Annotated in this window: 12 protein-coding genes, 1 tRNA gene and 1 pseudogene; 10 read left to right on the top strand and 4 right to left on the bottom strand. The window is 64.6% G+C overall.

Going from position 1 to position 14111, the window contains the following annotated elements; all coding sequences use genetic code 11:
• Positions 1-440: 440 nt before the first annotated feature.
• On the bottom strand, positions 441-2021 hold the full coding sequence (locus M529_RS45430) for a DUF5597 domain-containing protein (protein WP_236617745.1): 1581 nt from the start codon (positions 2019-2021) through the stop codon (positions 441-443).
• A 571-nt stretch (positions 2022-2592) separates the two neighbouring features.
• Between M529_RS45430 and M529_RS45425 the strand changes: the two genes are divergently transcribed.
• Positions 2593-3000, top strand: a complete 408-nt coding sequence (locus M529_RS45425; protein ID WP_031295630.1) for a hypothetical protein — start codon at positions 2593-2595, stop codon at positions 2998-3000.
• The gene (locus M529_RS45420) at positions 2987-3724 is read left to right on the top strand and encodes a TorF family putative porin (protein WP_021319888.1); all 738 of its coding nucleotides are present in this window, start codon (positions 2987-2989) and stop codon (positions 3722-3724) included. The genes M529_RS45425 and M529_RS45420 overlap by 14 nt, the downstream gene beginning before the upstream one ends.
• Here M529_RS45420 and M529_RS45415 read toward each other — a convergent pair.
• Positions 3707-5437 (bottom strand): putative bifunctional diguanylate cyclase/phosphodiesterase, encoded by a 1731-nt coding sequence (locus M529_RS45415; protein ID WP_031295626.1) that lies wholly within the window; start codon positions 5435-5437, stop codon positions 3707-3709. The genes M529_RS45420 and M529_RS45415 overlap by 18 nt on opposite strands.
• Positions 5438-5562: 125 nt before the next feature.
• Here M529_RS45415 and moaA point away from each other — a divergent pair, with 125 nt between their 5' ends.
• The 3 genes from moaA to M529_RS45400 all read left to right on the top strand — a co-directional run bounded on the left by moaA (position 5563) and on the right by M529_RS45400 (position 7506).
• Positions 5563-6579, top strand: coding sequence for a GTP 3',8-cyclase MoaA (moaA, locus tag M529_RS45410; protein WP_021319886.1), 1017 nt, complete (start codon positions 5563-5565; stop codon positions 6577-6579).
• On the top strand, positions 6576-7352 hold the full coding sequence (locus M529_RS45405) for an NAD kinase (RefSeq protein WP_021319885.1): 777 nt from the start codon (positions 6576-6578) through the stop codon (positions 7350-7352). Before moaA ends, M529_RS45405 begins: the two co-directional genes overlap by 4 nt.
• 79 nt (positions 7353-7431) lie before the next feature.
• Positions 7432-7506 (top strand) — tRNA-Asn (locus tag M529_RS45400).
• 858 nt (positions 7507-8364) lie between these two features.
• On the opposite strand, the gene M529_RS49855 is transcribed toward M529_RS45400, so the two are convergent.
• A complete protein-coding gene (locus M529_RS49855) occupies positions 8365-8766 on the bottom strand; it encodes a Rossmann-fold NAD(P)-binding domain-containing protein (RefSeq protein ID WP_021319883.1) in 402 nt (133 codons plus the stop codon).
• Here M529_RS49855 and M529_RS50765 point away from each other — a divergent pair.
• From M529_RS50765 to M529_RS50085, 5 genes and pseudogenes are all read left to right on the top strand, one after another.
• A pseudogene (locus M529_RS50765) lies at positions 8767-8823 on the top strand (helix-turn-helix domain-containing protein); the annotation flags it as partial.
• A gap of 33 nt (positions 8824-8856) precedes the next feature.
• Complete coding sequence (locus M529_RS45390) at positions 8857-9603, top strand: LysR substrate-binding domain-containing protein (RefSeq protein ID WP_201766365.1); 747 nt, start codon at positions 8857-8859, stop codon at positions 9601-9603.
• Between the two features lie 570 nt (positions 9604-10173).
• Complete coding sequence (locus M529_RS45385) at positions 10174-10590, top strand: hypothetical protein (RefSeq protein WP_021319881.1); 417 nt, start codon at positions 10174-10176, stop codon at positions 10588-10590.
• The gene (locus M529_RS45380; RefSeq protein WP_021319880.1) at positions 10587-11255 is read left to right on the top strand and encodes a hypothetical protein; all 669 of its coding nucleotides are present in this window, start codon (positions 10587-10589) and stop codon (positions 11253-11255) included. The genes M529_RS45385 and M529_RS45380 overlap by 4 nt, the downstream gene beginning before the upstream one ends.
• A 294-nt stretch (positions 11256-11549) precedes the next feature.
• Positions 11550-12578, top strand: coding sequence for a hypothetical protein (locus tag M529_RS50085; RefSeq protein ID WP_031295624.1), 1029 nt, complete (start codon positions 11550-11552; stop codon positions 12576-12578).
• 55 nt (positions 12579-12633) lie between these two features.
• On the opposite strand, the gene M529_RS45370 is transcribed toward M529_RS50085, so the two are convergent.
• Entirely contained in the window at positions 12634-13983 is a 1350-nt protein-coding gene (locus tag M529_RS45370) for an IS1380-like element ISSp1 family transposase (protein ID WP_013039775.1), read from the bottom strand.
• Positions 13984-14111: the final 128 nt, after the last annotated feature.

Here is a 14111-nt window from a genome sequence, read left to right as displayed (position 1 = left end):
ACTCGTGCGTCCCCTGTCTCCAATGCGCGCTCCAAGAAACCGGCTCCAAAGCGGCCAATTGGACCCGGTCGATCGCCGGTCACAACATCCGCTCCGTGCCGTTGAGGACCAAAAGCTGTCGAATAGCTACCAGCCAACAATGCGCTCCCAAGGCAGTCATCCTCCCACCAGCATACCCCTATGAAAATAGGATTTTCTCTGATCTATCCTTCCGGATGGAGCAGTACGCCCCTCCCCCTCCCACCCTGTCGCGTCGGTGGCGCCTATGTGGCGCGTCGCTGTTACCCAGGTGTCGCGTCACTGTCGCGTCGCTGTGGCCTGACTGTCGCGTCGGCGTGGCCTTGGCGGTACTTTTGGCCCGAATCCGTTCTGAAAAACCTCGACGACGCTATGAACTTCGGCGTGGCGCGTCCGCCTGTCCTCCCCCGAAGCGGCGACGCCTATTTGTAGCTCCCCAACCGGACACGCAGCAGCGCGGGCTTCGCGCCGAAGTTGAAGCCGTAATCGATCTGGTCGCCGTTCCAGCGGCGCTGCATGACCCAGCTGCCGTTGACGAAGCTGCCCTCCTCCGCCGACAGGATCATCGGCGCTTCCCCCTGGCCCGGTTGAGCCAGAGCGAAGCGCAGGCGGCTGTACTGGCCCGCGATGAGAAAGGTGTCGGCGTCGATCTGGGCGACGACGGCGCCGCCGACCGGCTGGTCCGCCCAGTCGGGCGGGACCATCTTGCTGAATTTCCAGTCGGGCTCGCCGAAGCTGTTGAGGCCGTAGCTCACCCGAACCCGCCAGCGACCCAGCACCGTCGACTGATCCTCGCCGATCTCGCTCTTGGCCGATCCCCAGGTGGGATGCGCGGCGGCGATGGCGGCCCAGTCCCCGGCGATCGGGTCGAACAACGCATAGGGCGCTGCGAAGGCATCCAGCGTGGCGTCGTCCAGCACGCGCGCGCCGAGCGGATAGTTCACATAGCCGGTCGCATCCATGCCGAACGGTGCAAAGCCCACAGCGCCCTTGCCCAGCGCAAGCCAGAAGAAGCGCGCCATGTCGAGCGAGTTGCCGAGTTCAGGCACGAACAGCGGATTGTCGCGCCGCGCATAGCGGTCGAGAATCCCGGCGAACGCCTTTGCGTCATGATCGTAGATGTCGGGCGCGGCCATCTCGACATGCGGGGCGGCGGCTTTCCAGACGTCGAGGTTCGGCCACCATGGGGCGCCATGAGCAGCGCCGCCCGTCTGGAACGGGTCGGCCACCGTCGAATTGACGTACATCGGCAGCGGCTTTTCGGCTTTCCCGGCGACCGCCAAGGCATCTATGTAGCGCGCATAGGCCCAGGCGGAGAACAGGTCTTCGGCGCGCGGACCCAGGCTCGCCCAGCTACCGGCCGGTGCGTGCAGCGCCGCGGCGACCTCGGCCGGAACGGGCGCGGCGAAGGCCGTCTGCGCGGCGGGAGAGTAATCGCGGGCCTCGTTCCAGCTGCCGACCTCATTCTCGATCTGCACCATGATGACGGTGTGCTGCGGGTCGGCGGCGCGCAGATGGCGCATCAGCATGACGAAGGCGCGCTTGTCGGCGGCCAGCGTCGCCTCGCCGAAGGGGGAGAGGGTCGCGGTGGCGGTGCCGTCGGCGCGGAGCGCGCGCGGGAAACGCCTGCCGTCGGTTTTCACCCACTCGGGGACATAGGTGGACGATCCGTTCTTCCACGTCCCGAACCACAGCAGCACCAGGCGCATGTCGTTCTTGCGCGCCTCGGCCAGCAGCGTGTCGACGAAGCTGTAATCGAACTGCCCCTCGACCGGCTCCAGTTGCTCCCAGGCGACCGGCACCTCCAGCGTGTTGAGATGAAGACGATGCGCCATCGGCCAGACCTGCGGCAGCGCAGAGGGATAGTTGCTCGAATTGTTGACCTGCGCGCCCAGCATCAGGAACGGCTTGCCGTCGACGATCAAGGCGTGCCGGCCGTCCTTGCTTTCCAGGCGTGGCATGGGCGCGGGCGCCGCGGCGACGATGAAAAGGGCGATCGGCAACAGCAAGCACCGCCACCGACCACCGGGGCAGTTCATTGATAAGGGGCGAGCCATCCGAAATCCTCTCTTCGATCGGTTGCTTAGACTGCGTCAATTGCGGCTTCGCAGCAATCAGCGTCGGCCACCCTTTCACCGCCCTGCCCAGCCCTATCTACGAGGAGTGTTGAAAAGAGGAAAGCACTTGCCCGCGCAAACCCCTATGAAAATAGGATTTTCTCCGATCCATCCTCCCGGACGGAACAGCACGCCCCTCCCCCTCCCACCCTGTCGCGTCAGTGGCGCCTATGTGGCGCGTCGCTGTTACCCGGGTGTCGCGTCGGTGGCGCGTCGCTGTGGCCTGACTGTCGCGTCGCCGTGACTTTGGCGGTACTTTCGGCTCGAATCCGCGTCGGAAAACCCGACGACGCTGTGAACTTCGGCGCGGCGCGCCGGTGTTGCACCTTCGCCGTCCCTTTCACCGGAATGTCGCCATTCATCATCATCGGGAAAACAACCAGCAACAGTCGAAACCTAGATCATGCTGTGACGACCGCACGGCAAAGTGCGGCGTCGCAAGCAGGAGAATATGGACATGAGTTTGATCATCGCGCTCGCGGCCGCCGCCGCGACCCACAGCGTCTCGCTGGAACATCACGGGCAGCAGCTCGGCGCCACCTACACCGCCCGGGCGGAGATACGCACGAAGACCGTCGGCGTCCGCGCGCCCAACCGCATGGACGGCCAGCGCTGCCAGTGGACCGCGACCATCGTCGTCGACCGCAAGCTGGATCACGGCCCGGCGCTCGCCCGCACCATCGCCACCGACAAGAGCTTCTCGGGCAGCGAGGCCGGTGCCTGCACGCCGGGCCGCCGATCGGGCGAGCGCAATCTGGCCCAGCATCGCGACAGCATCCGCGAGCATCTGATCGCCGTGGCGGAAGCCGACCGCGCGCCGCTGCTCGCGGAACTCGATTCGGTGCGGGCCTTTGCGTCGAACTGAGCGCCTTCCCCTCCTGGCATGGCTCGGCGCACTGACGCTCGCCGGCCATGCCGTTCCGGCCGCCGCCCAATTTGCGGCCGGTCCTTCCGTTACGCTGGAGGTCGCCAGCGACGAGCGCCGCAGGGGCCTCAGCTGGAGCGACGGCGATCCGGTGCTCCGCGCCGGCCTGTCGGCCCCGGTGGCGGACGGGCTCAGCCTCGACGCGACTGCGGTGACGCTCCGCGGCAGCCGCCGCCATGGCGGGGCGGACGCCGTCATCGACCTTGGCCCCACCTTCGTCCGGCAGGTCGGCGGCTGGCGCCTTTCGGCGCAGGGACGCTACCACCTGTTCCCCGGCGGGTCGCACCAGGGCTATGGAGAGGTCGGCGCGGGTGCGGGATTCCTGATCGGCCCGGCGAGCCTCGACCTCTTCGCCGGCTATGCGCCGCACCAATCGGCGATCGGCGGCGACAATCTCCATGTATCCGCCACCGCCGCGGCTGGGATCCCCGGCACCCCCTTCACCGTGTCGGCCCGCGTCGGCCGGTCGTCAGGCGACAGCGACGACCCGCTGCGCGCGGCGCGACTCCGGCCGGCCGGCGCCTATTGGGACCATGGCTTTGGTATCGACTATCTCAGCGGCCGCTGGTCGGCGGGATTGCGCTATGCCGATACGGACATCGCGCCGGGCACCGCCGAACATGCCGGCGCCCGGCTGGTCGCCACCCTAGGCCTGTCCCTGTAGCGCCAGATCGACCAGCTCAGCGGAGGAGATGCCAGCCGAACGCAGGAACCCCTGATAGAAATCGCAGCCTTCCCGGGCCAGCAGGTCCAGTTGCTCCTCGGTCTCCACCCCCTCGGCGATGACCTTGAGCCCCAGCGACTTCGCCATGTGGATGACGCCGCGCACGATGATCCGGTCCCGCGCCGTCCCGGCGATGTCCTGCGCCAGCCCGCTGTCGATCTTGAGATAGTCGAGCGGCAGGTTCTTGAGATAGGCGAGGCTGGAATAGCCGGTGCCGAAATCGTCGATGGCGACGGCGAGTCCTTCGGATCGGAGCGCGGTCAGCAGCGCGGCGGCGCCCGCCACATCCTCGATCAGCCCGCTCTCGGTGATCTCCACCGTCAGGCGCGCCCGCGGGAATCCGCTCCCGTCCACCAGCGCCAGGAAATCGGCCAGGAAGCTCGGCTGAGCGATGTCGGCCGCGGTGACGTTGATCGACAGGCGAAGGTTGCCCATCCCCGCCGGCCACCGCGCCGCCTGCCGCAGCGCCTCCGCCTGGATATGCGCCGACAGCGGCAGCATATAGTCGGACCGCTCGGCCGTGGCGAACAGCATGCCCGCACCCAGCGGGCCATATTGCGGATGGTTCCAGCGGGCCAGCGCCTCCACGCCGCTGATCCGTTCCTGGTGCACCGGATATTGCGGCTGGAACACGATGCCGATCTCCCCCCGGTCGAGCGCGAGGCGCAGGTCGGTTTCCAGCTGGTCGGCGTCGACCTGACGGCTGCGTCGCTCGGCGGACAGGATGCGGATGCCTTCTCCCCCGCCCCTGCGCGCGTCCACCAGCGCAGCGCCTGCCCGCCGGATCAGCTCCGCCCCGTCGTCCTCCGGTCGCGACTGGGCAATGCCGCAGCGCGCCGTCAGGCGGATCAGATGATCGCCCGCGCTGAACGGCCGGCCGATCGCCGCAATCAGCTGCCGGGCGAGAAAGGTGGCCCGCTCCCCCGCCGCCGCCTCGCCGGTCAGGCCCACCAGGAACTCGGTGCCTCCGATGCGCGCGATCAGCGCGGCGGGCGTGACATCCTCCGCCAGCCGCTCGATCCGCCGCGCGATCCGCCCGAGCAGGGCGTCGCCCACCATCTGCCCATAGGCGGCGTTCATCCGGTCGAACTGGCTGATCGAAAGGAGCAGGACGGTCGTGCCCGTGCCTGCATTCCGGTCGAGCCAGCCAAGCGCCGCCCGACGCGACCGGAGGCCGGTCAGATAATCGCGGTTGGCGGCATCGTCTTCCTGCGTCTCGCCCCAACGGATACGGGGACGGGCGGGCCCGGCCGCGCCGCCCGCCAGCCGTTCCACCAGCCGCTCCGCCGACCGCAACGTCGCCGCGAGCATCGCCGGAGAAAAGGAGGAAGGCAGGAAATGCGTGGCCCCTGCCTGAAGCCAGCCCGGCACCTGCTCCAGCGTCCCCTCGTCCACGAGGACGATCAAGGCCCCGCCGCCCGCTTCGACCACCGGTACCATCGGCACCAGCAGCGCTTCGGCATTTCCTTCCCTCAGGTCGACGAGCGCGATCTGCGCGCCGCTGCGCTGATAGCGTATCGGCGCATCGGCGGCACGCCGCGCGCCAAGCGCAAGCCACCGGGCATCCCGGGCCGCCGCGCACAACCCGTCGCGATCCCGCAAGGACAGGATGAAAAGCCCATACTGTCCATGTCGCGCCGTATCGCCGTCCACCTGCCGCACACTCCCCCGGGGGCAAAACATCGCACATTCCCGGCATCACCGGCGTTATCCGCCTCTTGTCATCACCGCAAGCGGTGGTGCTTGCGCGGAACAGGGGCATCGCCTAGCTATGCGCCATGGCCATGGCCGATGCCGCCCCCACCCCGCTCACCGACGGTCTTGGCCGACGGATCAGCTATGTGCGGATTTCCGTTACGGATCGCTGCGACCTGCGCTGCCGTTATTGCATGGCGGAAAGGATGCAATTCCTGCCGCGGTCGCAGCTTCTGACGCTTGAGGAAATCGCGCTGCTCGCCGATATGTTCATCGCGCGCGGTGTGCGGAAGATACGCCTGACCGGCGGCGAGCCGCTGGTCCGCCGCGACGTGGGCGACCTGGTCCGCCGGATCGGTCGCCATCTTCAGGGCGGCGGGCTGGAGGAGCTAACGCTCACCACCAATGGCACGCGGCTGGTCGAACATGCCGACATGCTCTTCGATGCAGGCGTACGGCGGATCAACGTCAGTCTCGACAGCCTGGACCCGCAACGCTTCGCCCATGTGACGCGCGGCGGCGACTTGCAAAGGGTGCTGGCGGGCCTGGACGCGGCGAAAACGGCTGGCCTTGCCGTCAAGATCAACATGGTGGCGCTGAACGGCATCAACGCGGACGAGATCCTGCCGATGCTGCGCTGGTGCGATGCGCATGATTTCGACCTGACGCTGATAGAGACGATGCCGCTGGGCGAAACCGGCGAGGACCGCACCCGTCATTACCTGCCGCTCACCCAGGTGGTGGACATGATCGGGCGCGAATATGGGCTGCGACCGGTGACGGACCGGACGGGCGGACCCGCGCGCTATCACGCCGTCGAGGGGCTGCGCATCCGCTTGGGCCTCATCACTCCCCTCACCCGCAATTTCTGCGCGGACTGCAACCGCATCCGCATGACCTGCGAAGGGAAGATCTATTTGTGCCTCGGCCATGAGGACCATGTCGACCTGCGTGATGCCCTGCGCAACGATGGTCTCGAAGCGGTCGCCGCGCTGGTCGACCGCGCGCTGCTGCGCAAGCCCGCCCGGCATGATTTCCACATCGACGCGCAGGGTGTTTCCTCCGCGGCTCACCGGCATATGAGCGTTACCGGCGGATGAGCGGCGAGCCTCGCCGCGCCCTGGTCGCGTCGCCTACCTCGCCCGCCAAGGCGGCGGAGGAGCGGCTGCGGGCCGCCTATGATTTCGTGGAGCCGCATGAGGCCGATCTGATCATCGCGCTTGGCGGCGACGGGTTCATGCTGCAGACGCTGCATGCAATGCTGGAAGGTCGGCGGATCGTACCAGTGTTCGGCATGAACTTGGGCACGGTCGGCTTCCTGATGAACGAATGGCGGCTGGAACGGTTGGACCAGCGGCTGGCGAGCGCCAAATCCTTCAAGGTCAATCCGCTGCGCATGACCGTCGATACGGTGGACGGGGAGCGCTTTTCGATTCCCGCCATCAACGAGGTGTCGCTGCTGCGCGAAACCCGCCAGACCGCCAAGCTGGAAGTGGAGGTCAATGGCCGTTCGGTCCTGCCGGAACTGGTGTGCGACGGGGTGCTGGTGGCGACGCCGGCGGGATCGACCGCCTACAATCTTTCCGCCCACGGACCGATCCTGCCGCTGGGGTCCGGCTTGGTGGCACTGACACCGATCAGCCCTTTCCGGCCTCGGCGCTGGCGCGGCGCGATCCTGCCCGAAAGTACGGCCATCCGTTTCACCGTGCTCGACCCGGTCAAGCGCCCGGTAAGCGCCGTCGCCGATCAGCGCGAAGTCCGCGACGTGGCGCAGGTGGAGGTAGGGATCGACCGCGCCACGCCGCTCACCCTGCTGTTCGACCCCGAACACACGCTGGATGACCGCATTGCCGCAGAGCAGTTCATCGCCTGAAAAATTCTGGAACTTGGCGCTTGCCATTCCGAGAAGGCCACTGCTATAGGCGCGGCCTGCCCGGCGGAAGCCGGGCTGCTCCCCGATAGCTCAGCGGTAGAGCATTCGACTGTTAATCGAATGGCCGTAGGTTCGAATCCTACTCGGGGAGCCACTAAAATTCACAGGGGATAATTGTGTCTTTTTTCAACGCGTTAGCGTTATAGACCTGTTTTTGTTCCTTTTCTGAATTTTCTACATCATTGTTTTTTGCCTTTTTATTTTCGCATTTGTTCGAATCTCGCTTGGGGTTTGATGGCCGCCTTCCCCCTCGGCTGGTTGACACCCTCCCGGCCGGTAGCAGCCCCTGCGCCGAAGCCAAATTCATCCTGTTGCTTCAACGGCATGAACATTGGAAATCTCCTTGCGGCCATTCCCGATCCCATCGGATCCGGCGACTCAGAAGCGGCAATTCGCTTCGTCCTCAGCACTATGCGTAGCTCTTCAAACCCCCGCAATGGCCAGGGCACTGAAGTGCCGATCCGGCGAAAGTCAGCAAAATTGCGCTCAATTTGAGCAAAGCGGCATTATAATGCCGCTTCGCCCAAATTAGCCCCCTGTGTCCAAGCTCCCTCCACTCCCACAACTCCCGACCCGACAGCAAGGTGGCTCATGGCAAGGACTGGGAATTCTGCTCAGTCCGGTTTGGAGCGGCGACAGCAGGATAGCGGACATACCTGGTTCAGGGCATTGATGTCAGATCCCGCCAACATAGCCGACATTCGACCGTGCAAAACGGCTCCCTGAAAACTGCCTTTCGTTCATCCGGCAGTCGCTGGCAGCTAGACCGACGTTGGGACTTCGCAGTCATTCCCGCGCAGCATGATTAGCGGCAAGTTGTTTGCAAACACCCGACACTTAGCGAGCGCTGATCGGCCGCGCACTGTAAACCCAACTGGGCTGTGTGCCGCCAGGCACCTTCTGAACGGCTATCCTGCGATAGCGGAAATCAACGGCCCGCGTGATCGAACCATCATTCAAGCCCGGCCCCACGACTGGTCTCAGCGAGACCTGCTTGTGAATGGGGAATGCCGACACCCGACAGTTCTTCGCATCTCCGCAGAAGGCGATCTTGAAGAGCGACGTCGGAGGCCTGTGGGTTCGCGGCGCGGCGACGCTGATGATAGAAGTAGTCACCGCTGACGCGCGCAGCAGCATCGTCGCTGACGGCGAGCCACGCTTGCGTCCGAGGCGCTTTGTCCATGTCATCCGGCGCGCCCGGACCACCCATTCGGGTCGGCACCCAGCCCGGCTCGAGCGCATTCGACAGCACGTCCGGCCACCGTCGGGCAATCGCGAAGGCGAGCAGGACGTCGAGCAGCTTGCTCTCCGCATAGGCCGTAGACCCGTCCCATCGACGCTGCGTCCAGAGCATATGTCGCCCTCGTCGGTCAGCCACCTGATCGCCAATCTGGAGAAGCGGCTCGGCATCCGCCTGCTTGCGCGAAGCACTCGCAGCGTTTCGTTGACGCAGGCCGGTGAGGCATTCCTGGCGCGGGTGCGCCCGGCGCTGGCCGAGATCACCGAGGCAATCGAGGGCGTGCACGAGCTACGGGATCGGCCGGCGGGGCTGATCCGCCTCAATGCCTCCACCTGGGGCGCCGACCGGCTCTTGCCCATCGTCGCCGGCTTCATGGCGGAGTATCCGGATATCCGCATCGATCTCGTCACCGAGGGCCGGTTGGTCGACATCATTGCCGAAGGTTTCGATGCCGGCCTGCGCCTGGGGACGATTGCGCCCCAGGACATGATCGCCCTGTCCCTCGGCATCGAGGAGGCTTTGGTGGTCGTCGGCGCACCGGGCTATCTCGACGCGCGAGGTATCCCCCAGACGCCCGGCGATCTCCTCGCCCATGAATGCATCCGCGCCCGGCTGCCGAGCGGCATCATCATGGCCTGGGAGTTCGGCAAAGGCGGCCGCGTCGCGAACGTGGATGTCGCCGGCCGACTTATCCTCGGGAACACGGACCTCGCCGCCAAGGCGGCCGCGGCGAGTCTCGGCCTCGCCTATGTCGAACGCCGCGAGGCCGAGACCTTCCTTGCCGATGGACGACTTGTCCAGGTCCTCGCCGACTGGACGCCACCGTTCGAGGGGGAGGCGCTGTACTATCCGCGCCAACGCCATCCCTCCGCAGCGTTCAGAGCCTTCATCGACTATGTGAAGGCATGGAAGGCTGCGCGTCAGGTTGGCTTCACATCCTCGCCGGTTTGACTAGCTCGAAGTAGACGAAGCCCGCCTGCGCCGACTAACCGAAACTTCCCGGGCTCAAGGCGGGTTTCCGAAAGCGGTCGTGCATTCACTTTATGTAGGACGAACCAGATGGGCCGACTCTGGGACTTAGCCGCCGTTCGCCTGCGGCGTGTCGAACGGCGGCTCTTGTCAGAAGCCGACGTTCAACTTTCGCCCGACCGGCACCTCGGAACGTCAGAAGCGGGCCGTTAGCCGTGAGGCCGCTTGCCGAAACGGAGCTGTGGATAGCTGTCCTCCGCGCCGGTTCAGTTTGCCGTCTGTCTGGCAACCTGGGCGACTCGGCTGCAAACTTGGCCGCGCGAGCGATGTTGCAAGTCTCGACCATCGAGCGCCTCACGCCGGGGCGAGAGCCAGCGGACGGCGGACCGACACTGCCACCGGCCCGCGCCCGAGCTGTGATCGATTACGCGGCCCGCTTCAACGGCCGAGCGCCACGACGCGCGCCATGCCTTTGATGATTTTTGCTGGCACGCCCCCGCCATTTGCCGCACGCTGGTCCGAGCCACCATTCGACAGTCCGAGAGGGGGAGCATGGACGATCGGGACCGCGAAATGCTTGCGTTCGAGCTGGCAGAAGACTTTCGGCGGCTGGGTGCACCCGAACTGGCGGATGATGCCACCTATGCCGAGGACACACCGGACGGCCGCTATCGTCCCGAGCCGCGAAAGCGGCTCGTGCTCATGCTCGAGGCGCTCGACCGCATGATGGCGCTGGAGGATGCCGCGACACTTGATGACGCTCGCAACCGCTTGGCGCAAACCATGGATCAGCCATCACCGGACCTGCACATTCTGCCGATGGCGGACGAAGCAGGCGGCGCTCGCGATCCGCTCTATTTTGATCTCCCGCGCCTCTCCGACGTCCGCAAGGATCTCGACCGTCTGATCGACGCCATCATGCGAGATGAGGGTGGGCCCGATCCAGAAGAGGCGGCGGACCTGGCATGAGCGGCATCAGCCTAAAACGCGCTCGGCGCGAGCTACGGTCGCTCATCCAGCGCTTCGAAAGCCGGCGTGCCGCAAACGCCGAGGTGCGCAAGCTCACCGCCGGGAAACTCTATGAGTTCTATGTACTGAGCAGAACGATCGAGGAGCTTCGCGGCCGCGGGTTCAATATCTCGTTCAGCGGCAGGATTCTGGAGCTCAAGCAAAGTCCCGGCATGATTCAGCCGGGCGACCCGCATTTCCGGATTCATCATCCGGCGAGCGGCCAGCGCTTCAATATCTATACCGACATCGAGGTCGGCACGCTGGGCAGCACGATTAGTGGATCAAGGGGCCTGTGCAGCTATCACGAGATCGACATCGTTGTCGTCTTCGACGGCGTGATCGGACGGCCTTCGCACGAGGAGATTGCGCTCGGAGTAGAGTGCAAGTCCCACGCGAAGTTCACCAAATCGATCGTCAAGGAGGTGCTTGGCATCAAGCGCGAGATCAGCTTCTATACCCATGGCTCTATGTCGATCTTGGCTGCTGCTGCGCAGCAGATCGGGCCAGTCGTGCCTTCGAACCCGCCGCTCGAATACTGGCTGTGCTATGCAGATCCGAAGGGCAATCAGTATCGCTTCAGCCCGTCGGCCTTCGGAATCGAGTTCAAGAATTGGGCGCCGTAGATCTGCGGGCAAGACGCTATGCGATTAAGCGTCGGGCTCGCCCGAATTTGAAGGTCGTTTCCCAAGTCTGCTCAACAGGTAACCCGACAGCGTAGAATAGAGCGTGGAACTGTCGACGTTTCGGTCTTTGGTAGCCTAGCGTTTGTTAATAGCCAGCAAAATTTGCATCTGCGTCTTGCTATAGAGCGAGAGATCGTGGCTAATGGCGATGGGAGAATACAGCCGCAACGATCACTACAGGACCTGTACTGTCGCTGGACTTAGCCGAGCAAATCGCCGACCGGGAGGGGGGGGATGGCAGACAATCAACTTACTAAGGCGCAGCTAAAGGAGCTGGCCCGTAAGGTCATCGTGGCCCAAGGGAACACTTTCATCAAGGAGCTACTGCGAGACAGCGGGGCCAAGATCGGCACGACTAAGGATGATTTCTCGAATAACCTCGAGGCCGCGATAGATGCCGACCTCATTTCCCAGAACATGCTGGAAGCCTGGCTGGCCGAAGTTGAAGGATGGGGCGACCAACATCTCTATCTCGTGGAACCGCCGCAGATTGACGTTGCCACTCTCGCCGGCGGCATTGCCGCAAGTCCGCATGCCGGCACGCTGAATTCCGCTACGAGTCTCGAATTCCCCGACGCGCTCGAACTTAAGCATATTGAACTTGATGCGGCGGGACTCTCGATGGTCTGGCACCAGAGCAAGGAAGGCTGGAATCGCTGGCGCCCGAAGGATTTCGTGCAAGAAGAAGGGCTCGAGCGGTATCGGTTCGATGCCTATCGTCAGCGCTTCGATCGCAGCATCGTCCGATATGCGTGGCGCTTCAGCGACCCCTATTGCGCGATCTTGATCCATCGCAATACCGAGATCGACCACGCTGTCGTTTTCGCCGATGTGCGTGCTGCGTTGGCCACGATCGGCTGTCCCGACATCCCCTTTTCGAGGATACTGTTAAATCAAGCAGTCAAGGTCGCGGCGACCAAGGGCAAGGGCATGCACTCCACGCGCTTCGAGCTCGATGAAGGCTATGTCGAAGTTGCCTCGACACTCGCGGAGGGCGGCATTGATTCGGTCGAGCCGGTTCGCGTTGTTCTCCAGACCGTCGATACGAGCCAATTCGACAGAGCGCAGGGGATGCTCCACTTCGCCGCCGAAGAGGATGGAACGAGTCGGCGCATCGCGGTTCAAGTCTATGGCAGCGAGGCGCGGCTAACCTCTCTTATTCACGACGCTCGGTTTCGGGCCCGCTCTGGGCATTTGCTGCGGCTGGCTGTATTGCGCGGACGACCGGCATCGCTGGCGTTTGTTTCACCGCATTCGGATTGATGGGCTTTTCGGGTTGAAGGGCTGGGCTCGGAGTTCTGCGGCGCTGCCGCATGGGCTACGTCGGCGCAGGCTTCAGCCGGAGAACGAGGGCGCGGAACAGGTCGGCATCCGGACAGGCGGAAGCGAAGGCAATGCGGATGCGGCTAGCACTTTCTACGACGCGCGCAGCGACCTTGAGCAGCCGCAGGCGCAAGGTGGTAAACTCCGCGCTTGCCAGAGCAGCGGTCCTGGGCATCGCCTGCTGGATGCGCCATAGCAGCCAGTATGCGGCAGTGTGCAGTATCAGGCGCATCTGATTGGCATTGGCCGAGCGGCACGAGGTTCGGTCGCTGGCGAGCTGGGACTTGTGGCGCTTGATCAGGTTCTCGGCCTGACCACGCGCGCAGTAGAGCGTGTCGTAGATGTGCTCGGCCGATCCTGTTGCCAACGAGGTGACGACATAGCGGATGTCCATGCCCAGCGTGCTGGCCTCGATCCGTGCAACGACGCGACGCTGGCACTTCCAGGTCTTTGCCCCATAGCGGGTCTCGGCATAGTTGCGCAGGACGGGACACTGACGCTGGGCGCGCTTGACCGCGCAGGCATCGGCGACCGCAACAATGGCGGGATCGGCGCGCAGCGCTGAATTGGTGGGCAGGCCGAACACGTAATCGACGCGGGCCGCATCGCAGTAGGCCATGACCTCGGGTCGACCATAGTGCCCGTCGCCGCGGATAGTGATGTGGGTATCGGGCCAATTACGGCGCAGGTGACGCACCAGGCGTCGGATGTGCCCCGCCGCCTCCTTTCCAGAAGGCGTCTTGCCTGTGCGCAGCAGCATGGCCACCGGCCTGCCGGTCGCGGTGTCGTAGATATGGATCGGTAGGAAGCAGCGCTCCCCATGATGCCCGTTCCAGAACGAGAGCTGTTGATAGCCATGCACGACGTCGCACGTGTCGTCGATATCCAGCGTGACCGCTGTCGGAGGGGCGGGATAGCTGGCGCAGTAGATGTCGATCATCGCGGCCATCATGCTGGCCAGTTCGCGCGTAGTCGGTGCATTTTCCCACCGGCTCATCGTCGGTTGGCTGGCCAGCCCCGCGCCCGATTCCGGCAGCTTGCCGAGCGCCAGGCGGAAGCCTGGATCGTCGCGCAGAGCATCGAGATCATCGGCATCCTCATAGCCGCACGCAATCGCGAACACACGGGCACGCAGAATGTCATCCAGGCGATGGATCACCCGCGCTGGATCGCGCGGATCGGCAATACAAGCCGCCAGGCGCTGGCAAATCCCCATCGCGCGCTCGGCCTGTGCAAGCAGTAGAACACCGCCATCCGAGGTAAGCCGGCCACCGTCGAACGCAGCTGTGATTTTCTTGCGGCCGACTGCTGGGAATCCAAATGAGCTTGCGATATCATCGTTCATGGCGGGTGTGGCCCGTGGCATTTTCTGCCCTGCGGCAGGTTCGGCTTAGACACCCAGTTCCTAATTCAGATCAGAGGCTTACGCCACTCCCGCCAACCCTTCAGGACACTTTTGGTGAATAAGGCGGG

The sequence above is a fragment of the Sphingobium ummariense RL-3 genome (assembly GCF_000447205.1).
Taxonomy (GTDB): Bacteria; Pseudomonadota; Alphaproteobacteria; order Sphingomonadales; family Sphingomonadaceae; genus Sphingobium; species Sphingobium ummariense.
The sequence above is the reverse complement of the archived record's forward strand: the minus strand, read 5'-3'. Positions and strand labels throughout refer to the sequence as shown.